Source organism: Rhodococcus sp. NPDC079359, from assembly GCF_040702585.1.
Taxonomy (GTDB): Bacteria; Actinomycetota; Actinomycetes; order Mycobacteriales; family Mycobacteriaceae; genus Rhodococcoides.
On record NZ_JBFBLH010000005.1, the window covers coordinates 123181 to 146907 of the forward strand.

Consider the following 23727-nt stretch of genomic DNA (forward strand, 5'->3'; position numbering starts at 1 on the left):
TGAGCGTCGGCACAGGACGTATCCTGTGAGGTATGGCGAACGGCAGTAAGGCTGGCAAAGCAGCAAAGCCCAGCAAGGAAGCAAAAGCGGCTGCCAAGGCGGCGCGCAAGCAGGCATCGAGGGAACGGCGCAAGCAACTCTGGCAGGCGTTTCAGATGCAGCGCAAGGACGACAAGGTTCTCCTGCCGCTGATGATCGGGTCGGTGGTCGGGCTGGGGCTCCTCGGATTCCTCATCGGCCTGGCCTTCGGTTTCCAGTGGTTCCTGCTCCCCATCGGACTGCTCCTCGGAGTCCTGGTTGCGTTCATCATCTTCGGTCGCCGCGTGCAGAAGTCGGTGTACAAGAAGGCCGACGGGCAGGCCGGAGCGGCCGCGTGGGCCCTGGACAATCTGCAGGGGTCGTGGCGGGTGACCAACGCGATCGCCGGAACCACCCATCTCGACGCCGTGCATCGTGTCATCGGCAAGCCCGGTGTCATCCTCGTGGCCGAGGGTGCACCGCACCGCGTGAAGTCGTTGTTGGCGCAAGAGAAGAAGAAGACCGCCCGCTTGGTGGGCGATACTCCGATCTACGACATCATCGTCGGCAACGAGGAGAACCAGATTCCGCTGTCGGGTCTGCAGAAGTACCTGTCGAAGTTGCCGAAGAACATCGACGGCAAGCGCATGGACACCATCGAGTCGCGGCTTTCCGCTCTCGGCACCAAGGGGGGCCCGGCGATGCCGAAGGGACCCATTCCCGGCGGAGCCAAGATGAAGGGCGTTCAGCGGACCATGAAGCGCCGCTAGTACTCACGACCACTCGAAACAGCCCTGGTGCGACGACCCCTCAGCGGGTCCGCAGCAGGGCTGTTCCCGTTGCGCGGTCGTGCATTCCTCGGCCGTCCATGTCGGTCACGACGGCCGGTACGACGAACAGCAGAATCAATTGGCGAACCAGGGCGCGGACGAATCCGACCCGCGCATGGGCGTCGATGCGTGCCACCTGAACACCGACGACGAACTGCCCCGGGGTGAACGAGAACAGTGAGACGCTCACCAGTCCCACTCCGAACCACACGGCCAGCACGATCGTCGAGATCAGGCCACTGGTGGTGTATCCGCCGAGAATCAGCGACGCCACGCCGGTGGCCATCGTCCAATCCAGCAGCAACGCGAGGACTCTACGTCCGGTACCTGCCAGCGATCCGACGCCCTGCTGCGGCAGACCCAACTCCTCCCCGCGAAAGTTCTGGGGTTCACGTGGGTTCGCCGAGGCCGGTCCGGACAACCAGGACCCTGTCATTCGTGCCATGATTTCAAGGATAGGCGCGGTCGGGCACACGGGAAAACACCTGGACGTACTGTTGTCCGTGCCAGTCGTGAGCCAGGACGTGTAACACGGGCGAAACACGAGCTTGACGGGCGGGCAACACCAAGTCCATACCGTCAGGTCGACGGACTCAACAAAGGAGCAAAAGCGTGGCGTTTTCCACGGCCCAAGAGGTCATCAAGTTCATCGCAGATGAAGGAATCGAATACGTCGACATCCGGTTCACGGATTTGCCGGGTGCACAGCAGCACTTCTCGATCGCCGCCAAGGCCTTCACGGCAGACACACTGGAAGACGGCCTCGCGTTCGACGGCTCGTCCGTCCGCGGCTTCCAGTCCATTCACGAGTCCGACATGATTCTGCTTCCGGACTACGCCACCGCTCAGGTCGATCCCTTCCGCAATGCGAAGACGCTGAACATCGACTTCTTCGTTCACGACCCGTTCACGCGTGAGGCCTACAGCCGCGACCCGCGCAACGTCGCACGTAAGGCCGAGGAGTACTTGGCGAGCACCGGCATCGCCGACACCGCTTACTTCGGTGCCGAGGCCGAGTTCTACATCTTCGATTCCGTGCGCTTCGATTCGCAGGCGAACGGCGCGTTCTACGAGGTCGATTCGTCCTCGGGTTGGTGGAACACCGGAGCCGAGACCGAGGCCGACGGCAGCCCGAACCTCGGCTACAAGGTGCGTTTCAAGGGTGGCTACTTCCCCGTCGCTCCGTACGACCACTACGTCGACCTGCGCGACCAGATTTCGACCAACCTGCAGAACGCGGGCTTCGAGCTCGAGCGTGCGCACCACGAGGTCGGCACCGGCGGCCAGCAGGAGATCAACTACAAGTTCAACACGCTGCTTCGCGCAGCGGACGACCTGCAGCTGTTCAAGTACATCGTCAAGAACACCGCATGGCAGAACGGCAAGTCCGCGACGTTCATGCCGAAGCCGCTGTTCGGCGACAACGGCTCGGGCATGCACGTGCACCAGTCCCTGTGGAAGGACGGCAAGCCTCTCTTCCACGACGAGGCCGGATACGCCGGACTGTCGGATCTCGCTCGCCACTACATCGGCGGCATCCTGCATCACGCGCCGTCGCTGCTGGCGTTCACCAACCCGACGATCAACTCGTACCACCGTCTGGTGCCGGGCTACGAGGCCCCCATCAACCTGGTCTACAGCCAGCGCAACCGCTCCGCTGCGGTGCGTATCCCGATCACCGGCAACAACCCGAAGGCCAAGCGCCTCGAGTTCCGTGCGCCGGACTCCTCGGGTAACCCGTACCTGAACTTCGCCGCTCAGATGATGGCGGGTCTGGACGGAATCAAGAACAAGATCGAGCCGATGGCTCCGGTCGACAAGGATCTCTACGAGTTGCCGCCCGAGGAAGCCAAGAACATTCCTCAGGCACCTACCTCGCTGAATGCCGTGATCGACCGGCTCGAGGCCGATCACGACTACCTCACCGAGGGTGGCGTCTTCACCACCGACCTGATCGAGACCTGGATCTCGCTCAAGCGCGAGCAGGAAATCGCTCCGGTGAACCTGCGTCCGCACCCGTACGAGTTCTCGCTGTACTACGACGTGTGATCGTCTGATTTCACGCTGACAACGCCCGGCCGAATCCTTTCGGCCGGGCGTTGTTGCGTTCCCGGGCAGTAACCGATCGGCAACGCTTAGGGCAATCGACGAAGAATTCAGACCGGTCGGCGTTTAGTTGTCGGTACGCGGGGTAAAGGTATTTATCCGCTACCGGCGAACAGAGGACGACAACTGCATGGATGCACTGTGGGAATTCATCGTCGGACGGCGAAGGCAGTTGGCGATCGACTCCTATCTGCACGTCTCGGCCGTCGTTCAGTGCGTCGTCATCGCCACCGTCATCGGTGTCGCGATCGGTGTTCTGGTCTACCGCAGCCCCGCTGGGTCGGCGATCGCGACGGCTCTCGCGAGCACGATTCTGACGATCCCCTCGTTCGCGCTGCTGGGAGTTCTCATTCCCATCATGGGATTGGGCGTTCGGCCGACGGTGACCGCGTTGGTTCTGTATTCGCTACTGCCGATCATCCGCAACACCGTGGTGGGTCTCGCTGCAGTCGATCCGGCTGTCGCCGACGCCGCCCGCGGTATCGGCATGAGTCGCACGCTGGTGCTGCGACGCATCGAAATTCCTCTCGCCTGGCCGTCGATCCTCACCGGGATGCGGATCAGCACACAGATGGCCATGGGCATCCTGGCCATCGCTGCGTACGCGAAAGGCCCTGGCCTGGGCAACCTGTTGTTCTCCGGGCTCGCTCGCGTAGGCAGTCCCACAGCCCTACCGCAGGCCCTCACCGGCACTGTTCTGATCGTCCTGCTGGCGTTGATCCTGGACGGGATCTACGTGTTGATCGGCAAACTGACCACCTCGAGGGGTATCCGTGAGTGACTCGACCCGTACATCCAACGTCTCCGGCGCGGAAATCGTGCTCGAGAACGTGACCAAGAGCTACCCGGGGCAGAAGCTGGCCGCGGTGGACAACGTGTCCATGACGATTCCCGCCGGCGAGGTCGTCGTTCTGGTCGGGCCCTCGGGCTGCGGCAAGACGACGACGATGCGCATGATCAACCGGCTCATCGAACCGACGTCGGGCCGCATCACCATCGGTGGCAAGGACGCGCTCTCGATCGACCCCAACGAGTTGCGTCGCACCATCGGCTATTCCATCCAGCAGGCGGGTCTGTTCCCGCACATGACGATCGCGCAGAACGTCGGCATGGTGCCCGGGCTCATCGGATGGAACAAGAAACGCATCGACGATCGCACCGACGAGATGCTCGATCTCGTCGGGCTCGATCCGGCGGTGTACCGCCAGCGCTATCCGCGTCAGCTCTCCGGTGGCCAGCAGCAGCGTGTCGGCGTCGCCCGCGCTCTCGCCGCCGATCCCCCGGTGCTGTTGATGGACGAACCCTTCGGCGCGGTCGATCCGATCACCCGAGGACTGTTGCAGGACGAGTTGATGCGGCTGCAGGCGGAACTGGGCAAGACCATCGTGTTCGTGACCCACGATTTCGACGAGGCCGTCAAGCTCGGCGATCGAATCGCGGTGCTCGGAAACCAATCGACGATCCTCCAGTACGACACCCCCGAGGCCGTTCTCGCCAACCCCGCCGACGACACCGTCGCCGGATTCGTCGGGGCCGGGGCCGCGTTGAAGCAGCTGACCCTGATGCGCGTACGCGACATCGAACTGTCCGACGTTCCCGTCTTCGGCGAGGACGACTCGGTGGAGAAGATGAACACCGCTCTCGGCTCCGATCCGGAGGCGTGGGGAATCATCCTCGATGCGCGCAAGCGGCCGCTTCGCTGGACCGATCGTCGCCACCTCGTGGGGGTCGGCAGCCTGCGCGACGTCGGTGTGCCGATGGGCGAGATGGTCTCGACGCAGTCCACCCTGCAGGACGCACTGGAAGCTCTTCTCTCCGAGGGCAACGCGACGGCCACCGTGACCGGCAACCGCGGCGAGTACGTCGGCACCGTGACGATCGACGTGTTGATCGACACCATCAAATCTCTACGCTCTCAGCACGCCAACGATCACGACGAGGCGCGCAGCGACGTCGGGACGCCGTCGTGACCACACTCGCCGACACCGGCGAAACCACGAAGGACACCGCGCGCGCCGCCAAGCGGGCCGAGCGACTCCGGCTACTCATCCAGCCCGTGGTCATCCTCGTCATAGTGGCGGTGCTTTTGGTCTACACGTTCAGCCGGGACCTCACCGCCACCCAGTCGGGCACCCTCAACGCCGGCAGCATCACCACCGCCGTCCGCGAGCACGTGGCGATCACGTTCGTCGTGACCGCGCTCGTACTCGCCATCGCGGTGCCGCTCGGAATTCTGCTGACGCGGCCCGGGTATCGGAAGCTGGCTCCGTTGTTCATCGGTATCGCCAACATCGGTCAGGCAGCGCCGGCCGTCGGACTGCTCGTTCTGTTGTTCCTGGCCACCGGATGGACCGGATTCACTGCGGGCGTTCTGCCCATCGCGTTCTACTCGCTGCTCCCGGTGCTGCGGAACACCATGTTGGGCTTCCAGACGGTGGACCCGAACTACATCGATGCTGCACGCGGGCAGGGCATGTCGAACATGGGCATCCTGCGGCGCATCGAGTTTCCCCTCGCGGTTCCGTTCATTCTCGCCGGTCTGCGGACCTCGCTGGTGCTGGCTGTGGGCACTGCGACCCTGAGTTTCCTCGTCGGAGCGGGCGGTTTGGGCGTGTTGATCGATACCGGCTACAAGCTCAACCAGCCGATCATTCTGGTGGTGGGAGCAGTTCTTGCTGTTGCTCTCGCACTGCTGGTCGACTGGCTGGGCGCACTCGCCGAGGCATTCCTCGGACCGAAAGGACTCCGCTGATGCGGCGCACCACTCGACGACTTGCGGCCCTGTGCGCCGCGGCAACCCTGGCGCTCTCGGGATGCGGATTGCAATCCGGCGGTGCCATGCCGTTGTCGGTCGAGCCGGGAAGCATCACCCCGCTCCCCGGCCTCGAAGGTGCCCAGTTCACCGTGGGATCCAAGGACTTCACCGAGCAGATCATCCTCGGCTACATCCTCGAATTCGCGTTGAGCGCGGCCGGTGCCGACGTACGGGATCTGACCAACATCGCCGGATCGCAAAGTGTGCGGCTGGCCATGCAGAGCGGTCAGGTGGACGTCGCGTACGAGTACACCGGTACCGGATGGATCAACTTCCTGGGCAACGAAACCCCCATTCCCGACGCCACCGAGCAATTCGAGGCCGTGCGCGACGCCGACAAGGCCAATGGCATCGACTGGGTCAATCCGGCCCCGATGGACAACACGTACGCGCTGGCGATGAATCAGCAGGTTGCACAGGAGACCGGGGTTCGCACCCTCTCCGACTACGCGGCGCTGGTGAACAGCGACCCCGCCGCGGCAGCACTGTGTGTGGAGACCGAGTTCAACAGTCGTCAGGACGGGTTGCCAGGCCTCGCCGCCACATACGGGTTCGACGCCAGCACGTTGCCGGTGCAGATTCTGCAGACCGGCGTCATCTATCAGGCCACGGCCGAGGGCGCTCAGTGCCGATTCGGTGAGGTGTTCACGACCGACGGACGTATCAAGGGCCTGAATCTGACGGTCGTCGAAGACGACAAGTCGTTCTTCCCGCGCTACAACGCGACCGTCATCATCCGCCAGGAGGTCGCCGATCAGTACCCCGAGATCGCCGAGGTGACCGCACCGATCTCGGCCGCGTTGACCAACGAGGCCATTTCCGAGCTGAACAAGCAGGTCGACATCGACGGACGCGAGCCTGCGGACGTCGCACGGGACTGGATGGTTCAGCAGGGATTCGTCACCGTCGGAAGTGATTAGAGGCAGACGGGGACTAGTTCCCGCCGAACGTCCTCTCCACCACTGCCTTTGCTCGACGCGTCACTCGTAGGTAGTTGTCGAGGAACGCTCCGGCATCGCCGTTCTCCCAACCCGCTACCTGCGCGACCGCCGACAGCACAGCTCCCGGTCGCGGCAGCTGATCGGTGGGCTTACCGCGCACCAGGACCAGCGCGTTGCGGGCCTTGGTTGCCAGAATCCACGCCTCCCTGAGCAATTCGACGTCGGTTTCGCTCATGAGCTCGGCTGCGCCGATGGCGTCGAGCGACTGCAGAGTCGAGGTGTTGTGCAGCGTCAGGACCTTGTGCGCGTATCTGAGCTGGATGAGCTGGACGGTCCACTCGATGTCTGCCAGTCCCCCACGTCCGAGCTTGGTGTGGGTGGAGGGGTCGGCCCCCTTGGGTAGACGCTCGGAGTCGATGCGCGCCTTGATGCGTCGGATTTCGCGGACCGCGTCGGCGGACACGCCGCCCTCGGGGTAGCGCACCTTGTCGGCCATCAGCAGGAATCGGATTCCGAGATCCTGGTCGCCGGCCACCTGGTGTGCGCGCAGCAGAGCCTGCACTTCCCAGGCCTGAGCCCACTGCGAGTAGTACGCGGCGTACGACGACAGGGTGCGCACCACCGGCCCGCTTCGCCCTTCCGGTCGCAGACCGGTGTCGACCTCGAGGGGCGGGTCGGTGCTGGGCGCGCCGAGCAGTTTGCGGATGCGATCGGCAATGGTGTTGGCCCACTTGACCGCAACGGTCTCGTCGGCACCGTCGACCGGATCGCAGACGAACAGCACGTCGGCGTCGCTGCCGTAGCCGAGCTCACCGCCGCCGAGGCGACCCATACCGATGACGGCCAGCGTTGCCGGTGCCGGTTCCCCGCGTTCCTTCTCGCTGGCGCGTACGGCTGCTGCGAGGGCGGCGTTGATGACCGCGGCCCAGACCGAAGACAAGGCCCGGCACACCTGAGGGACGTCCAGCATGCCGAGGATGTCCGCCGAGGCCACGCGGGCCAGCTCGTGACGCCGCAGCGCCCGAGCCGCGTTGATCGCCCGCACCGGATCCTCGTACCGAGCCGAGGACGACAGGATGGCGCGGTACGTCTCTTCCGGCTCGACATCGAGCAGGCGCGGACCTGTGGGTCCGTCGGCGAACAGACGGATGACCTCGGGAGCTTTGATCAACAGATCCGGGACGTAGGCCGAGGAGCCGAGCACGATCATCAGGCGCTGTGCCACCGCGCCTTCGTCGCGCAGCACGCGCAGGAACCACGTCTGCTCCCCCGCCGATTCGGACAGCCTGCGGTAATTGAGCAGTCCGGCGTCGGGGTCGGGGGTATCGGCAAGCCATTCGAGCAGCGTCGGGAGCAACACCGCCTGAATCTGACCGCGGCGGGTGCCCGAGCCGACGAGCGCACGCAGGTGGCCCAACGCATTCTGCGGGGTCGCGTAGCCCAGCGCAGCGAGCTGACGCGTTGCGGCGTCGGGCGTCAGACGCACCGTCTCGGAGTCGAACTTGACCACCGAGTCGAGCAACGGCCGGTAGAAGAGCTTGGCGTGCAACCGGCGGATGCGCTGCGCATTGCGCTTGATCTCGGCGTTCAGCACACCGAGAGCGTCGCGGTTGCCGTCGGGTCGCATGTGCGCCGAACGGGCCAGCCACCGCAGGGCTTCCTCGTCGTCCTGAGGAGGCAGGGTGTGTGTGCGACGCATACGCTGCATCTGCAGGCGGTGCTCGATCAGCCTTAGAAACTCGTAGGAGGCCGTCAGGTTCGCGGCATCGTCGCGGCCCACGTAGCCGCCCTCGGTGAGTGCGGTCAGTGCATCGGTCGTGCCGAGAACGCGCAGCGACTCGTCGGTTCGACCGTGCACCAATTGCAGGAGCTGGACGGCGAATTCGACGTCGCGCAGGCTGCCGCGTCCGAGTTTGATCTCGCGCTCGCGGAGCTCCGGCGGCACCATTTCCTCGACTCGACGCCGCATCGCGCGCACCTCGGGCACGAAGTCCTCGCGCTGGCTGGCCAACCACACCATCGGGTTGACCGCGTCGACGTAATCGTTGCCGAGCGCGATGTCGCCGGTCATCGGGCGGGCTTTGAGCAGCGCCTGGAACTCCCAGGTCTTGGCCCAACGCTTGTAGTAGGCAACATGCGAATCCAGGGTGCGGACCAGCTCGCCGCGCTTGCCCTCGGGCCGCAGCGCCGCGTCCACCTCGAAGAACGCCGAGGATCCGATGCGCATCATCTCACCGGCGATGCGGCTCGCCTGCGAGTCGGCGGGCTCGGCGACGAACACGACATCGACGTCGGAGACGTAATTGAGTTCGCGCGCACCGCATTTGCCCATCGCGACGACGGCCAGACGCGTCGGACACGGAGCGTCCGGGCACACGGTGGCCACCGCCACTGCCAGTGCGGCGGTGAGCGCAGCGTCGGCCATGTCGGAAAGCTGCGACCCCACCACCGTGTACGGCAGGACGGGCTCGTTCTCGACGGTCGCGGCGAGGTCGTATGCCGCCAGCACCATGATCTGGTCGCGGTACTTCTTGCGCAACGCGATCACCGCGGGCGGTCCTGTGACGGTCGCGCGGTACAGGTCCGGTGCGGCATTGGGGCCGGTCTCGGGCTCGGCCCCGACAGCCTCGAGCAGTTCCGCGAACAGGGTGGCTTTGGTGGGTAGCTCGATCTTGGCCGAGACTCCGCTGCTCTGACCTTCCTTGGTCAGCAGCAGACGCCAAGTGCTGTCGTCGGCAACCAGGTGATCGGCGAGCGCACTGGAAGCGCCGACGAGACCGAGGATGCGCCCACGGAAGCCCTTGTCGGTGCGCAGTGCGGAGTCGAACTCGGCCCACCCGGCACCGAGCAGTTCGTACATCCGCACCAGGGTCCGCAGTGCGAGGTCCGCGTTGGGCGCACGGGAGAGCGACCACAGCAGTTCGAGGCTTTCTTCCCCCGTCCAGCCGAGGGTGCGCAGGTCGGACGGCGCAGTTTCTTCGACGAGGCCGAGACGGCCCGGTCCGGGAACGACGGATCTGGAGGTCGGAGGACGCACCATCAGAATCCACCTCGGGGTGCCACAGAATTACCTCGTCGTCAGTACACAGCGGCGCGAGGGTGCTCGCGTCGGCATCGGAACTACCATTGAAGGATCGAGTAGAACGTAGCCCATGACGACGCCGTGCTGTTAAAGACCCAGGTAGGCCTTCAGCTCGTACGGCGTGACGTGACTGCGGTATTCCTCCCACTCGCGACGCTTGTTGCGGAGGAAGAAGTCGAAGACGTGCTCGCCCAGTGCTTCGGCGACCAGTTCGGAGCCTTCCATCGCGTTCAAGGCCTGATCGAGGTTGCCCGGTAGTTCCTTGTAACCCATGGCGCGACGCTCGGCGGAGGTCAACGCCCACACGTCTTCCTCGGCCTCGGGCGGCAGGGTGTAGCCCTTCTCGATTCCGCGAAGACCGGCCGCGAGCAGCACCGCGAATGCCAGGTACGGGTTGCAGGCCGAGTCTGGGCTACGGATCTCGACGCGCCGCGAGGATGCCTTGTTCGGGGTGTACATCGGCACGCGGATCAGTGCCGAGCGGTTCGCCGGTCCCCAGGATGCAGCGGTCGGTGCTTCGCCGCCGCGCACGAGTCGCTTGTAGGAGTTGACCCACTGGTTGGTCACGGCGCTGATCTCGTTGGCGTGTTCGAGGATGCCCGCGATGAACGACTTGCCGGTCTCCGAGAGCTGCATCGGGTCGTCCGGGTTGTGGAAGGCGTTGGCGTCGCCCTCGAACAGGCTCATGTGCGTGTGCATCGCCGAGCCGGCCTGGTCGCTGAACGGCTTGGGCATGAACGTCGCGCGCACACCCTCCTCGATGGCGACTTCCTTGACCACGTAGCGGAAGGTCATGATGTTGTCGGCCATCGACAGTGCGTCGGCGTAGCGGAGGTCGATCTCCTGCTGGCCGGGCGCGGCCTCGTGGTGGCTGAACTCGACCGAGATTCCCATCGACTCGAGCGCGTCGATGGCGTGCCTGCGGAAGTTCGGGGCCGAGTCGTGGACGGCCTGGTCGAAGTAACCACCGTTGTCGGCCGGGGTCGGCGGTGAGCCGTCCTGCGGGGCGTCCTTGAGCAGGAAGAATTCGATCTCTGGGTGCACGTAGCAGCTGAACCCGAGGTCCGCGGCCTTGCTCAACTGGCGACGCAGTACGTGGCGCGAGTCGGCCCAGGACGGCGAGCCGTCGGGCATGGCGATGTCGCAGAACATTCGCGCCGAGTGCTGGTGACCCTTGCTGGTGGACCACGGCAGAATCTGGAACGTCGACGGATCGGGCTTGGCCACGGTGTCGGCCTCGGACACGCGGGCGAATCCTTCGATGGCGCTACCGTCGAAACCGATTCCCTCGTCGAAGGCCCCTTCGAGCTCGGCGGGGGCGATGGCCACCGACTTGAGGTACCCGAGGACGTCGGTGAACCAGAGGCGGACGAAACGAATGTCGCGCTCTTCGAGGGTCCGGAGCACGAATTCCTTTTGACGATCCATGAACGCGAGAGTAAGCAAACGGAGTTAAATCTGTGTTACATCGTGAATTCGGTCTCACTTCGTGAAACTCTCAGCACACTTTCCAGGTGGTGAGGTAGCACGTCAGCACCGCAATCCGTCCTCCGGCGGAACCAGCTCGACAAGATAGTTCACCAACGGATCGTCGATGCACTCGACGCCCGAGAAGGCGACCGTGTGCTGGGTGCCCTCGTAGGTCACCAGATCGCCGCGCAGCTGAGCGGCCAACTCCACACCTGCCTGGTAGGGCGTGGCCGGATCGTCGGTCGTCGAGACCACTACCAGGTTCGGCAGTCCCTCGACGTCGACGATGTGCGGTTCGCTCGTGTTCGGCACCGGCCAGAAGGCGCACAGGTCGAGCGGCGCGTTGCCCGTCGCCCGGCCGTCGTCCAGATACGGCGCGGCGGCGCGGAACCTGACGTCCGCCGCGTCGGCCTCGGCGCGATCGGTGGTCGGCGGGCCGTCGACGCAGCGAACAGCGTTGAACGCGTCGTCGATGTTGGTGTAGCTGCCGTCCTCGAGCCGTCCGGAGTAGGTGTCGGCGAGCCGGAGCAGGGTGTCGCCCCTGCCGTCGCGCAGTTCGTTCAATCCGGCCCGCAGCAGACGCCACAGCTGCTGCGAGTACAGCGCCTGCTGGGCACCGGTGATCGCATCGTCGTAGCTGAGACCGCGAGGGTCGGTCGTCTCGGCCGGCTGGTCGATCAGCGGGTCGACCAGCGATCGGAACTGTTCGACGGCCTGGGCCGGATCGGTTCCGAGCGGGCAGGTGTCGGTCTGTGCACAGTCGGCGGCGAACTGATCGAACGCGGTCTGGAACGCCGCGCCCTGGGCGACGGCTTCGTCGACGGGTGACTGGTCCGGATCGAGCGCACCGTCGAGCACCATCGCACGCACGTTGGACGGGAACTCCTCGGCGTACGCGGTCCCGATCCGGGTGCCGTAGGAGTAACCGATGTAGGTCAGCTTCTCGTCGCCGAGTACCGCACGGATGACGTCCATGTCGCGCACCACTTCCCTGGTGCCGACGTGCTCGAGCACGTCCGCCCCGGTGCGCTCGACGCACTGCGCGGCGTAGTCCCGATGTTCGGCCTCGGTCGCCGCGATGCCCTCGGGGCTGACGTCCACATCGGGTTCGCGACGTTCCTCGTCGACCTCCTCGGATGTCAGGCATCGCACCTCCGGTTCGGATGCTCCGATTCCGCGTGGGTCGAAGCCGATCCGATCGAAGCGATCGGCGACGGCAGTGCCTTCGGCCTGCCCGGCGAGGTAGAGCCCCGACGAGCCGGGCCCGCCCGGGTTCATCAGTACCGATCCGATCTTCTCGCCCGTCGCCTTCGTCCGCGAGATGGCGACCTCGATCGTCCTGCCCTCGGGGTCTGCGTAATCCAACGGCACAGTCACCATCGCGCACTCGACGGCACTTCCCAGTTCGCTGCCGTCGGTGTTGTAGCTGTCGCAGGACTCCCACTCCAGGGTCTGGGTGTAGAACGCCTCGAGCCCCGAGGGAATCGGGCCGGCGACCGATGCCGGCGACGAGGCGTCGGGCACCGCGGAGTTCTCCGGTGTGGCGGTGGGCTCGGGGCCGGAGCAGCCTGCGAGCACCACGGCCACGGCCGACATCGCCACGGCCGTCTTCATGGTGCGCGTTCTCATGGACACGATCGTGCCAGGTCTTTCGAGCGTGTCGCTGTCGCCGCCCGGCGGGGACGTCGTGCGACCACTAGCGTGGGCGCAGTGCAGGCACTTCGACTCGCCCTCGCCCAGATCAACTCCGTCGTCGGCGATCTTCCGGCGAACTCCGCAGCCATCGTCGAGTGGACGGTCCGCGCGGCCCACGACGGTGCCAACGTGGTGGTGTTCCCCGAGATGGCGCTGACCGGATACCCCGTCGAGGATCTGGCTCTGCGACCGTCGTTCGCCGCCGCATCGGCTCGTGCGCTCACCGAGCTGGCTGCCGCCTTGGACAGTGCCGGGTGCGGCGACCGCATCGTGGTGGTCGGTTACCTCGATCGCGACGCCGAGGGCTCACGGAACAGCGCGGCAGTGATCACCGATGGACGGGTTGCCACTCGATACGACAAGCACTCGCTCCCCACCTACCGAGTGTTCGACGAGGCCCGCTACTTCGCTCCGGGATCCGGTCTGAGCATCACGACGGTGAACGGCCTGCGGCTCGGTGTCGTTGTCTGCGAGGACATCTGGCAGCCGGGCGGGCCGGTGCCGGCCTACGGGGCAGCCGGAGTCGACATGTTGCTCTGTCTCAACGCCAGCCCTTTCGAGCAAGGAAAGGACGAGGTGCGCCGCTCCATCGCCGCGCGCCGAGCCACCGAGATCGGCGCTCCGATCGCCTACGTCAACGTCGTCGGTGGACAGGACGAGCTGGTGTTCGACGGGGCGAGTTTCGTCGTCGGGCCGGACGGTTCCACCTGGGGCCGCTCCCCTCAATTCGTCGAGCATCTGCTGATCGTCGACGTCGATGCGCCCGCCGATCCGGGTCCGGACGCCGCGACGGTACCCGGCTGGAGCATCGACCGGATACCGCTGCCCGACGTCGCGATCACCGGCTGGCAGCGAGCCGAGCCGTACCTCGCAGAGATCGCGAGCACCGAGGAACAGGTGTGGGGCGCACTGGTGACCGGACTACGAGACTATGTGCACAAGAACGGTTTTCGTTCGGTGGCTCTCGGATTGTCCGGCGGGATAGATTCTGCGGTGGTCGCCGCCATCGCAGTCGACGCCCTCGGCCACGACGCGGTACACGGAGTGTCGATGCCCTCGACGTACTCGTCGGACCATTCCCGCACCGACGCAGAGGATTTCGCGTCGCGCACCGGTATCCATTTCCGCGTCGAGCCCATTGCCGACATGGTTGCTTGCTACGTAGACCAACTGCATCTGACCGGCTTGGCCGAGGAGAACATTCAGGCCCGCTGCCGGGGTATGGTGTTGATGGCGCTGTCGAACAGCTTCGGCCATCTGGTGCTCGCCACCGGTAACAAATCCGAGCTGGCCGTTGGCTATTCGACGATCTACGGAGATGCCGTCGGCGGCTTCGCGCCGATCAAGGACGTGCCGAAGTCACTCGTCTGGGATCTGGCGCGGTGGCGAAACAAGTCCGCTGCCGACCGTGGTGACATCCCTCCGATACCCGAGTCGAGCATCGACAAGCCGCCGTCCGCCGAGCTCCGGCCGGGCCAGCTCGATACCGACTCGTTGCCCGACTACGACGAACTGGACGCCATCGTGTTTCGCTACGTCGATCACGACCAAGGGTTCGCGGACATCGTGGCGGCCGGGTTCGACGCGGCGGTGGTCGCGGACATTCTGCGCAAGGTCGATGCGTCGGAATACAAGCGGCGCCAGTACCCGATCGGCACCAAGGTCACTTCTCGTGCGTTCGGTCGCGATCGCCGCATGCCGATCACCAACGGCTGGCGGGACTACGCGACGCTCGACGGGGTGTGACCAATTGCACTGCCGGTAGCTGCCCGGCAGGTCGCGCGCAGTGGCAGACTTGCCCACGTCATCACACCCCATCCCGGGGACCCGCCGAGCGGGCCTCGAGGACCAGAAAGGGACAAAGATGTCCGAAACTGCTGTGTACGGCGGATCTGCCCAGGAAGCACCCTCCACCGCATTGACCCGCAAGACCCGCACCCACCACCTTCTGCAGATGAAGTCCGACGGTGAGCGCTGGGGAATGCTCACCGCCTACGACTACTCCAGCGCCCGCATCTTCGAGGAAGCCGGCGTACCTGTTCTCCTCGTCGGCGATTCGGCGGCCAACGTCGTCTACGGATACGACACCACCGTGCCGATCACCGTGGACGAGCTTCTTCCGCTGGTTCGCGGAGTGGTCCGCGGCGCACCGCACGCCCTCGTGGTCGCAGATCTGCCCTTCGGCACGTACGAGGCCTCGCCGCAGCAGGCCCTCGAGACCGCAGTTCGGTTCATGAAGGAAGGGCTCGCAGGCGCAGTCAAGCTCGAGGGCGGCGAGCGCGTGGCCGCTCAGATCGCTGCGATCACCGCCGCGGGCATCCCGGTGATGGCCCATGTCGGCTTCACCCCGCAGAGCGTCAACACCCTCGGCGGCTTCCGCGTCCAGGGTCGCGGAGACGCGTCCGAGCAGCTCGTGGCCGACGCCATCGCAGTCCAGGAGGCGGGTGCATTCGCCGTCGTCATGGAGATGGTTCCCGCCGACATCGCCGGCCAGGTGACCCGCAAGCTGACCATTCCGACGGTCGGTATCGGCGCGGGCAACGAATGCGACGCGCAGGTACTGGTGTGGCAGGACATGGCCGGATACACCAATGGCAAGACCGCGAAGTTCGTGAAGAAGTTCGCCGACGTCGGCGATTCACTGCGGACCGCGGCAACGACGTACATGTCCGAGGTGCGATCGGGAGTCTTCCCCGGGCCCGAACACAGCTACTGATCGTTCTCGCCTCGCCGGAGTTCGGGTGGCACACTCGGGGCCATGACAATCAGACGGGGTACGACGTCCATTGCAGGAAGAAGCGCAGTCGCATTGGCAGGCGCGGCTGCGCTTCTCGTCGTAGCGACTGCATGCAGCACCGACACCACCAACACCGGTTCGTCGTCCACCACGACGGTCGCACCGACCCCGACGGTCACCGCACCGCCTGCGGGCGCAGCGATCACCGACGCGCAGAAGCAGCAGCTGTGCACCGATCTCGAAGCGCAGCTGTCCAATTGGCGCGTCCAAGGGCCCACCCTTGGTCGCGGCGGGCTCAACATTCTCGTGCAGACCTGGGCGGCGCAGAGCGGCGTCATCAATCTTCAGGTGGTGCAGGACCGAGCGATCGTCGACGACATCACGACGGAAACGTGTTCGGACGTACGAGACGAGGCCATCCGATCGCTCGACATTCCGGACCTCGCGTCCGGCCTGGTGGGCTTCTGAGATGCGGACCCTCTACCCCGAAATCGATCCTGTGGAGACCGGCCACCTCGATGTCGGCGACGGCCAACAGATCTACTGGGAGGTCTCCGGCAATCCCGACGGTGCGCCGGTGGTGTTCGTGCACGGCGGTCCGGGCGGTGCCACCAATCCGTTGCAGCGCAGGTATTTCGACCCACAGGCCTATCGAATCGTGTTGTTCGATCAGCGAGGCTGTGGGCAGTCGACCCCGCACATCGCCGACGGTGCCGATCTGTCGGTCAACACCACCGACCGGTTGATCTCGGACATGGAGAAGCTCCGCGAGCACCTGGGTATCGACACGTGGTTGGTGTTCGGCGGTTCGTGGGGCTCGACGCTGTCCCTGGCGTACGCGCAGTCGCACCGTGATCGTGTGCGTGGGCTCGTACTACGGGGAATCTTTCTCGTGCGTCCGTCGGAGATCGCCTGGTACTACGGCGGCGGGGCAGGCCACATCTTCCCCGATCTGTGGGAGAAGTTTCTCGAACCCATTCCGGAAGACGAGCGCGACGGCAATCTCGTCGAGGCGTATCACCGGCAGCTGATGTCCGAAGACCACGAAGCCGCGACGCGAGCTGCGGTGGCATGGTCCACCTGGGAGGCAGCGACGAGTTACCTGCTGCCCAAACCGGATGCAGTGCAGTCCAATTCGGATGCACGGTTCGCACTGGCGTTCGCCGGTATCGAGAACCACTACTTCCGGAACAACTGCTTTCTCGAAGAGAATCAACTGCTGCGCGACGCCCACCTGCTCGACGGCATCCCCGGTGTCATCGTGCAGGGCCGCTACGACGTCGTGTGCCCGGCAACGAGCGCGTGGGCACTGCACAAGGCCTGGCCCTCAGCAGATCTGGTGATCGTCGACGATGCCGGTCATTCTGCGGCCGAGCCCGGCATCGTGCATCACCTCGTGGAGGCGACGGACCGTTTCAGGCCGTGACGGCCGAGTAGTCGAATCGTACTGCGCGCGAGTCGGTGTCGGCCCGGGTCAACCGGACCTTCACCGACTCCCCCGCGGGCGGTTCCCCGTCGCACTTGCCGAGGACGATCGGTTCGGACACCAGCACCTCGGCATCCCGCTTGCCCTCGGCACCGCGCAGTACGACCGCTGAGAACTGCTCGCCCACTCGGTCTTTCAGTACGTGCGCTTCGGTGAGGTCGATGCAGGCGCGGTCCACTTTCGATGCCGCAGAATCCGATCCGCGCATGATTGCAGGCAGCTCCGGCAAAGCCTGTGCTGCCCAGTCCGGTATCGGAGTTCCCGCGACGACCGCCAGGCACACCTCGGTGGCGAATCGATCGGACAGCCGCCGCAGTGGCGCCGTCACGTGGGCGTACGGGGCACCGATTCCAGAATGTTCCACCGATTCGTCACTGCCGGCAGGGGTGGTGGTGCGATCGAACGCGCGGTAGTCCGCACCACGCAGCAAACCGGTCGCCTGCGTCATCATCGCCAGTGTCGACGGCTCACCGGTAGGCAAACCGGCCAGCACTGCGCCGGCCGATGCCCCTGCCGGCCAACCGATTCCGAGCGCGGTTGCGGTCTTCTTCAACGTCTCCACGGCCTCGGCGGGCGCGGGTGGGAGTGTGCGGACGAGGCCGATTCCGGCGTCGAGCATGATTCTGGCGGCGCACATACCCGTCAAGAGCGACACCTCGGCGTTCCACCCGTCCACTGCCGTGCGGGGCTGCAGATCGATGCGCCACCCTTTTCCGTGCGGCGTCACTTCCTGCTCGGGCAGTGTGATGTCGATTGCCCCGCGCCGCCTGGCTGCGGCCGCGCGCTGTGCCCCGAATTCCGCCAGCGCCGCGATGGAGGGGTGCGGTGTGCCTGCGTCGACGTCGGCTTGCACCGCGGCGTAGTCGAGCCGTGCAACAGAGCGCACCAGCGCGCGGGTGACGGTCCACGCGGCCGCCTCGCCGACGTCGTCGAGTTCGATGGTCCACAGCGCGGCGCAGCGAGCCTGCCCCTCCAGCAGACTGCCCGACCCCTCCGACAGCTCTCGTGGATGCAACGGCACAGATCCGTCGGGGAGGTAGAACGTCTGGCCGCGTCGACGGGTTTCGGCATCGAGCGCTCCCCCGGGCGTCACCAGTGCGCCCACATCGGCGATCGCGTAGTGCACCACCAATCCGTTGGCCGTCTTCTCGATGTGTACGGCTTGGTCGAGGTCCTTCGAGCCGGGTGGGTCGATGGTGACGAACGGAATGTCGGTGCGGTCGATTCTGCTGTCGGCGTGCAGGTCTCGTGCTTCGATCGCCTCGCGCATCACGTCTACGTCGAAAGCTTCGGTGAGAGCGAACTCGGATCTGATGGCCTCGAAGTCGAAGCCCGGAGCCCTCAGCCGGGTGAGCAGCACCGTCAGTTGTTCCAGTCGTCGTCGGAATCTGCGGCCTTGTTGCGCGCCGCGGCTATCTTCAGCGCCTGCTCCGCGGTGGCCTTGTCCGGATAGGGGCCCATGCGGTCGAGGGCGTTGGTCTGCTTGCCCTGTACGACCTGCTTGGTGGTGATGTCGTAGTACCAGGAGGTGTCGTCGTCGGTCATGACTTCCAGTGTGCCCCATGGAGCGACGCCGCAGGCGAACTGCGGGAGAAATGGTGAGTGCGAACGAGTCGGCCTGTAAGCCGGATCCTGTCTGCCGTTCCTGCTCTCGCAGGTTCGACGTCGACGACCATCCATCTGGGCACACCGTTGCCGGGTACCTCGAGCAGTCCACCCGCAGGCTCGGGCGAGCAGCCCTCGAGCACCTGCGCAGCTGCACCCCTTGCGCGATGCAGCCTTCGACCTTGCTCCGGGCGGGGTTTACCTAGCCATCCCAGTCACCTGGGATGCTGGTGCGCTCTTACCGCACCGTTTCACCCTGACCTGCAGTTCGACTCCGAAGAACCGATCCGCAGGCGGTCTGTTTTCTGTGGCACTGTCCCGCGAGTCACCTCGGGTTGCCGTTAACAACCGCCCTGCTCTGTGGAGTCCGGACTTTCCTCGGTCCGAAGCGCGACGACACTCGTTCGCCGGTCCTCCGAGCCGCAGCCGTCCGGCCAACTCGTTCGCGGTTGCACACTCTACTCGGCACTCCGCGTCAGCCGGGAACCGAACTACAGTTCCTCCCATGAGTGAGTGGGTCGTGTTGCTCCGCGGCATCAACGTCGGTGGCATCAACATCAAGATGGCCGATCTCCGTGAGGCCCTGACATCGGCCGGCTTCACCGATGTCCGCACCGTTCTGGCGACCGGCAATGTTCTGCTGGGCTCCTCGCTGAGCGTCGACGCCGTCAAGGCACAGGCGGAGAGCACGCTCGCGCAGGCGTTCGGCTACCAGGCCTGGGTGAGCGTGCTGGACGTGCCGACACTTCGAGCGATAGTGGAGTCCTACCCGTTCGACGCCGAACGGGAAGGCTGGCATCCTTATGTGGTGTTCGGTAGCGACGATAGCCATGTGACCGAATTGTCCGCTCTTGCAGAAGAACTCGACCCCGAGCTCGAACGTGTGGCTGCCGGGCGCGATGTCGTCTACTGGGAGGTCCGGGCAGGCAGTACAACGACGAGTCGCTTCGGGAAGGCGACGGCCAAGGCGAAGTTCAAGTCGACGACCACCACACGAAATCTGCGCACGCTCGTGAAGCTTCTCGCGTGACCGTTCTCGCCGCAGCATTGGTCGCTGCCGTTCTCGTCTTCGCGATCGTCCGCCCCCGCGGTCTGCCCGAGATCGTCGCCGCACTACCGGCTGCGGCGACCGTTCTGCTCATTGGCCTCGTCAGCCTCGACGCCGCACGCGAGCAAGTACTCGAACTCGCTCCCACCGTGGTCTTTCTGGCGTTCATCCTGATCCTGGCGCATCTGTCGGACGCCCTCGGAGTGTTCACCTGGATCGCCGCCAAGCTCCGCCGAGGATCCAGGGGAAGCCCTCGCCGATTACTGACCCTCGTGTTCGCGGCGGCCGCATCGACTACGGCGGTACTGAGCCTCGACGCCACCGTGGTTCTGCTGACACCGGCCATCATCGGTGCTGCGCGGATCCTGGGGATGTCGCCGCGTCCGCACAGTTACGCCACTGCACACCTGTCCAATTCGGCGTCGACTCTGCTGCCGGTGTCGAACCTGACCAACCTTCTCGCATTCGCCGCGACCGGCCTGACTTTCCTGCACTTCACTGCTTTGATGGCTCTGCCGTGGATCTTCGCGGTGGCCATCGAGCTAGCGGTGTTCCTGATCTTCTTCCGCAAGGATCTGAGCCGCACTGCCGCACCGCCGGAGAAGCCCGTCGAGCAGAGCGCCGACGACGTCCCCGCACCGCGGACCACGCTGATCATCCTCGGCGCGACTCTCGTCGGCTTCGCAGTGGCCGGCCTGTTCGACGTCGAACCGTTCTGGGTGGCCGCGGTGGGATCGGTGGCATTGGCCATCCCCGCACTCCGGGGCCGGCACACCAGTGCTCGCGCCATTCTGCGCGGTGCCGATCTACCGTTCTGCGGCTTCGTCTTCCTGCTCGGCATCGTCGTTCTCGGCGTCACGACAGGGCCGATCGGCGACTGGCTGGCGCGAATCCTGCCGTCCGACACCACTTTCACCTCGCTCCTGGCCGCCGCAGCCATCGCGGCAGTGGCGTCGAACATCGTCAACAACCTGCCCGCGACGCTGCTGCTACTGGCCGCCTTCGGGGCCGACGCTCCCCCGGCGTTGCTGTTGGCCATGGTGATCGGGGTCAACCTCGGCCCCAACCTGACCTACGTCGGCTCGCTGGCAATCATGCTGTGGCGACGCGTCGCATCGGCCAACGACGAGCCGGCAGACCTGCGGACGTTCACCGTCCTGGGAGTTATCACTACACCGCTGACCATCGTCGGTGCCGTGGCGGGCCTGTGGCTTGCGTTGCAGATCTGACCCTTGCCATGCAGCTCGTGCATCGAACAGGCGAGTCCCGACAGCTGCCGGGTAAGGCCGTCGGCCAACCTGCTCGACAATCGGCGCGGAGTCAGGGCAAGCGTCGTGTGCGGAGTGTCGAGACCGCCAGGCCCACACCGAACACCGCGGCACCGATCACCGCTCCCATCACCGGCAACAGCAGCCCCGCATGCACGGTGTCGAACAACGGCGGACCGCCGTAGATGTCCAGACGCGCAGCGCCGGTCGGCCCGAGGTCGTCGAAATAGGAGTCCGAGACCATCCTGACGCGGATTTCGGGAGGTTGGCTTCGTGCCCACCATGCTGCCCCCGCGCCGACGATGCTTCCCGCCACGAGTGGGGCCACCACAAGCGTCAGCCGACCGGCCCTTCGTCCGAGACTGAACCATCCATAGCGACCGACACGACGGTGCCGACCACAAGAGCGGCAACCGGAGCGACCCACGTAACCGGCCACCACGGCGGACCCGACACGTATTGCATGTAGTCGTACACCCGAAAGTACCCAGAATCGCCCGGATTCACGGGCGGTGGCGCTTCCGCATCGATCCACATCCGCGTCACCCCGTACCGCCACCCGAACGCAACTGCCAGACCGGCAACGGCCGATGCGAACGATGCCAAGACAATCCATTGCGCCGCCGCAGGCTCGCGAATACTGTTCTCGGACATGCGAACCGCGTCCTCCGTCGATGCTCCGAAAAGATCAGGCCAGTCGTCCCAGGTGCGAGGTGTCGTTCACCAATCGCACCGATGCCCCGCCGTCGGGGTAGAACTCGGCGATGCTCAGCGACGCGAGGTCGAGATGCAATCGGTACAGCAGCGACGGGCCGACGTCGAGCGCGAGTTGCAGCAGCATCTTGATCGGGGTGACATGGGTGACCACCAGCAGGGTCTTCCCGGCGTACTCGGTGAGCAACTGGTCGCGGGTCGCTTCGATGCGCGTGCGCACCGCGTCGAAGCTCTCCCCGTTCGGCGGTGCGACTGAGGTGTCACCGCGCCACGCCTTGTGCGCGTCGGGGTGACGTTCCATGGCCTCGGTGAACGTGAGGCCTTCCCAGTCGCCGAAGTCGGTCTCGATGAGACCGTCGACGGTGGTGACGGGCAATCCGAGAATGCCTGCGGTCGCTACTGCGGTCTGTTGCGCGCGTGCCAGTGGCGAGGCAACGATGGCGTCGATATCGGTACGCGAGCCCAGAACCGTTGCGGCAGAATCGGCTTGACGTCGACCCAATTCGGTGAGATCGGGATTGCCGCGGCCGGAGTAGCGCCGGTCCACCGACATCGGGGTCTGGCCGTGACGCAGCAACAGCAGGCGAGTCGGCTCCCCCATCGCACCGGTCCAGCCGGGCGACTCGGCCTTCTTCGCTACCGGCTCGGCATCGGGCAATTCCGATAAGTCCACGCCCTCGGCCGCGGCGTCCATCGCCTCGTTCGCCAGTGCGTCGGCGTGCGAGTTCTGCGAACGCGGAATCCACTCGTAGGTCACGGAATCGAAGTGGCGGGCCAATTCGGCCGCTTTTCGCTGGAGCGGAATCATGTCCGGGTGCTTCACTTTCCAGCGCCCGGACATCTGTTCGACGACGAGTTTGGAGTCCATGCGGACTGCAACCTCACGGGCCCCGACATCACGAGCCGCGCTCAGAGCTGCGATCAGTCCGTTGTACTCGGCGACGTTGTTCGTGGCCACGCCGAGCGCTGCCCGACGCTCGGCCAGAACCTGCGAGCGATCGGCGCTGAACACCACTGCGCCGTACCCGGCCGGGCCGGGGTTACCACGCGATCCTCCGTCGGCCTCGGCAACGACCCTCGATACCTGACTCAAATTCCGGATTCCTTGGTGCGCACCAGGATTGCATTGCACTCGGAGCAACGAATGAGAGCATCCGCTGGCTTGTTGGCGATGCTTGCGATCTCGTTGCGATCGAGTTCGATGCGACATGCTCCGCAACGCCGAGCCTGCAACAATGCCGCACCGCGGCCGGTGAGCGCTCGCTGCTTCTCGTAGAGCGCAAGCAGATCCGCGGGCAATCCCGACGCCAACGATTCGCGGCGCTCGGCGCTGCGCTTCTCGGCGACATCGAGGTCTGCGACGGCGTCGTCGCGGCGACGGCCGGCGTCGACCAATTCGTCTTCGATCTGCGTCAGCTGCGCACCGGCGTGCTCGTAGTCCCGCTCACTGGCCTCGCGCTGCTCCATGACCTCGAGCAGCTCCTCCTCGAGGATTCCCTGGCGACGCTCGAGGCTGCCGAGTTCGTGCTGCAGTTCGGTCATCTGCTTCGGGGCGATGGTGCCGCTCTCGAGCATCTTCTTGTCGCGAGCCTCGCGTTGCCGGACCGCGTCGACCTCGCCTTCGAGTTTGCGGATGTCCCGATCGAGGTCGTCCATCGAAATCTGAACCGTCACCGCGGCATCCTTGCGGGTGGTGCGCTCGGTCTCGAGCTTGTCCACCTCCTGCTGCTCGGGGAGGCTCTTGCGGCGGTGGGCGATCTGCGAGAGTTCGGTATCCACACCGGCCAATTCGAGCAGCGAGGCCTGGACTTTGGGATCGACGTTCACGCTTGATGACTCCTGCGACTATGGAAGTTGATAAGAGATCACCCTACCGGCTACCCGAAACCCAGACAGCCGGATCCACATCACC

Annotated in this window: 22 protein-coding genes and 1 other RNA gene; 12 read left to right on the plus strand and 11 right to left on the minus strand. The window is 65.3% G+C overall.

Annotated elements, in window-relative coordinates:
• Positions 1-32: 32 nt before the first annotated feature.
• On the plus strand, positions 33-788 hold the full coding sequence (locus tag AB0362_RS14065; protein ID WP_094640148.1) for a DUF4191 domain-containing protein: 756 nt from the start codon (positions 33-35) through the stop codon (positions 786-788).
• Positions 789-828: 40 nt separating this feature from the next.
• Here the strand turns inward: AB0362_RS14065 and AB0362_RS14070 are convergent, their stop codons facing one another.
• Positions 829-1293, minus strand: coding sequence for an RDD family protein (locus tag AB0362_RS14070; protein WP_149406144.1), 465 nt, complete (start codon positions 1291-1293; stop codon positions 829-831).
• Positions 1294-1460: 167 nt separating this feature from the next.
• Here AB0362_RS14070 and glnA (AB0362_RS14075) point away from each other — a divergent pair, with 167 nt between their 5' ends.
• The 5 genes from glnA (AB0362_RS14075) (at position 1461) to AB0362_RS14095 (ending at position 6689) form a co-directional block, all read left to right on the plus strand.
• Entirely contained in the window at positions 1461-2897 is a 1437-nt protein-coding gene (gene glnA / locus AB0362_RS14075; RefSeq protein WP_032368128.1) for a type I glutamate--ammonia ligase, read from the plus strand.
• A gap of 187 nt (positions 2898-3084) precedes the next feature.
• The gene (locus AB0362_RS14080; RefSeq protein ID WP_037192916.1) at positions 3085-3735 is read left to right on the plus strand and encodes an ABC transporter permease; all 651 of its coding nucleotides are present in this window, start codon (positions 3085-3087) and stop codon (positions 3733-3735) included.
• Positions 3728-4924, plus strand: a complete 1197-nt coding sequence (locus AB0362_RS14085) for an ATP-binding cassette domain-containing protein (RefSeq protein WP_149406145.1) — start codon at positions 3728-3730, stop codon at positions 4922-4924. The genes AB0362_RS14080 and AB0362_RS14085 overlap by 8 nt, the downstream gene beginning before the upstream one ends.
• The gene (locus AB0362_RS14090) at positions 4921-5706 is read left to right on the plus strand and encodes an ABC transporter permease (RefSeq protein ID WP_149406146.1); all 786 of its coding nucleotides are present in this window, start codon (positions 4921-4923) and stop codon (positions 5704-5706) included. The genes AB0362_RS14085 and AB0362_RS14090 overlap by 4 nt, the downstream gene beginning before the upstream one ends.
• Positions 5706-6689: a glycine betaine ABC transporter substrate-binding protein gene (locus tag AB0362_RS14095; protein WP_094688453.1), complete on the plus strand. Its 984-nt coding sequence runs from the start codon at positions 5706-5708 to the stop codon at positions 6687-6689. Before AB0362_RS14090 ends, AB0362_RS14095 begins: the two co-directional genes overlap by 1 nt.
• Positions 6690-6702: 13 nt before the next feature.
• Here AB0362_RS14095 and AB0362_RS14100 read toward each other — a convergent pair whose 3' ends face one another.
• The 3 genes from AB0362_RS14100 to AB0362_RS14110 all read right to left on the minus strand — a co-directional run bounded on the left by AB0362_RS14100 (position 6703) and on the right by AB0362_RS14110 (position 12891).
• On the minus strand, positions 6703-9750 hold the full coding sequence (locus AB0362_RS14100) for a bifunctional [glutamine synthetase] adenylyltransferase/[glutamine synthetase]-adenylyl-L-tyrosine phosphorylase (protein WP_317784408.1): 3048 nt from the start codon (positions 9748-9750) through the stop codon (positions 6703-6705).
• A 129-nt stretch (positions 9751-9879) separates the two neighbouring features.
• Positions 9880-11220 carry a type I glutamate--ammonia ligase gene (gene glnA, locus AB0362_RS14105; RefSeq protein WP_032379097.1) on the minus strand — a complete coding sequence of 447 codons (1341 nt, stop codon included), beginning with the start codon at positions 11218-11220 and terminating at the stop codon, positions 9880-9882.
• A gap of 102 nt (positions 11221-11322) precedes the next feature.
• Positions 11323-12891: an alpha/beta hydrolase gene (locus AB0362_RS14110; protein WP_317808943.1), complete on the minus strand. Its 1569-nt coding sequence runs from the start codon at positions 12889-12891 to the stop codon at positions 11323-11325.
• 81 nt (positions 12892-12972) lie between these two features.
• Here AB0362_RS14110 and AB0362_RS14115 point away from each other — a divergent pair, with 81 nt between their 5' ends.
• The 4 genes from AB0362_RS14115 to pip all read left to right on the plus strand — a co-directional run bounded on the left by AB0362_RS14115 (position 12973) and on the right by pip (position 17120).
• Positions 12973-14703, plus strand: coding sequence for an NAD+ synthase (locus AB0362_RS14115; RefSeq protein ID WP_317548584.1), 1731 nt, complete (start codon positions 12973-12975; stop codon positions 14701-14703).
• A gap of 118 nt (positions 14704-14821) precedes the next feature.
• Positions 14822-15673: a 3-methyl-2-oxobutanoate hydroxymethyltransferase gene (gene panB, locus AB0362_RS14120; RefSeq protein WP_149406151.1), complete on the plus strand. Its 852-nt coding sequence runs from the start codon at positions 14822-14824 to the stop codon at positions 15671-15673.
• A 42-nt stretch (positions 15674-15715) separates the two neighbouring features.
• Positions 15716-16162, plus strand: coding sequence for a hypothetical protein (locus tag AB0362_RS14125; protein ID WP_300522241.1), 447 nt, complete (start codon positions 15716-15718; stop codon positions 16160-16162).
• Position 16163: 1 nt separating this feature from the next.
• Positions 16164-17120: a prolyl aminopeptidase gene (gene pip / locus AB0362_RS14130; RefSeq protein WP_317548586.1), complete on the plus strand. Its 957-nt coding sequence runs from the start codon at positions 16164-16166 to the stop codon at positions 17118-17120.
• Here the strand turns inward: pip and AB0362_RS14135 are convergent.
• From AB0362_RS14135 to rnpB, 3 genes are all read right to left on the minus strand, one after another.
• Positions 17110-18540 carry an RNB domain-containing ribonuclease gene (locus tag AB0362_RS14135; protein ID WP_366235734.1) on the minus strand — a complete coding sequence of 477 codons (1431 nt, stop codon included), beginning with the start codon at positions 18538-18540 and terminating at the stop codon, positions 17110-17112. The two genes, pip and AB0362_RS14135, sit on opposite strands and share 11 nt — an antisense overlap.
• Before the next feature lie 2 nt (positions 18541-18542).
• Positions 18543-18725: a hypothetical protein gene (locus AB0362_RS14140; RefSeq protein WP_094688449.1), complete on the minus strand. Its 183-nt coding sequence runs from the start codon at positions 18723-18725 to the stop codon at positions 18543-18545.
• Positions 18726-18785: 60 nt separating this feature from the next.
• Positions 18786-19227, minus strand: an RNA gene (gene rnpB / locus AB0362_RS14145) — RNase P RNA component class A.
• Positions 19228-19290: 63 nt separating this feature from the next.
• Here rnpB and AB0362_RS14150 point away from each other — a divergent pair.
• Together AB0362_RS14150 and AB0362_RS14155 are read left to right on the plus strand one after the other, a co-directional pair.
• Positions 19291-19815 (plus strand): DUF1697 domain-containing protein, encoded by a 525-nt coding sequence (locus AB0362_RS14150; RefSeq protein ID WP_317548588.1) that lies wholly within the window; start codon positions 19291-19293, stop codon positions 19813-19815.
• On the plus strand, positions 19812-21062 hold the full coding sequence (locus AB0362_RS14155) for an SLC13 family permease (RefSeq protein WP_317784411.1): 1251 nt from the start codon (positions 19812-19814) through the stop codon (positions 21060-21062). Before AB0362_RS14150 ends, AB0362_RS14155 begins: the two co-directional genes overlap by 4 nt.
• A gap of 91 nt (positions 21063-21153) precedes the next feature.
• Here the strand turns inward: AB0362_RS14155 and AB0362_RS14160 are convergent, their stop codons facing one another.
• Genes AB0362_RS14160 through AB0362_RS14175 form a run of 4 tightly spaced genes read right to left on the minus strand, consistent with a single transcriptional unit; the run spans position 21154 to position 23642 of the window.
• Complete coding sequence (locus AB0362_RS14160; RefSeq protein ID WP_317808941.1) at positions 21154-21417, minus strand: hypothetical protein; 264 nt, start codon at positions 21415-21417, stop codon at positions 21154-21156.
• A gap of 20 nt (positions 21418-21437) precedes the next feature.
• The gene (locus AB0362_RS14165) at positions 21438-21755 is read right to left on the minus strand and encodes a hypothetical protein (RefSeq protein WP_317808940.1); all 318 of its coding nucleotides are present in this window, start codon (positions 21753-21755) and stop codon (positions 21438-21440) included.
• 34 nt (positions 21756-21789) lie between these two features.
• Positions 21790-22908, minus strand: a complete 1119-nt coding sequence (locus AB0362_RS14170; RefSeq protein ID WP_317808939.1) for a bifunctional RNase H/acid phosphatase — start codon at positions 22906-22908, stop codon at positions 21790-21792.
• Positions 22905-23642: a C4-type zinc ribbon domain-containing protein gene (locus tag AB0362_RS14175; protein WP_032394446.1), complete on the minus strand. Its 738-nt coding sequence runs from the start codon at positions 23640-23642 to the stop codon at positions 22905-22907. Before AB0362_RS14175 ends, AB0362_RS14170 begins: the two co-directional genes overlap by 4 nt.
• Positions 23643-23727: the final 85 nt, after the last annotated feature.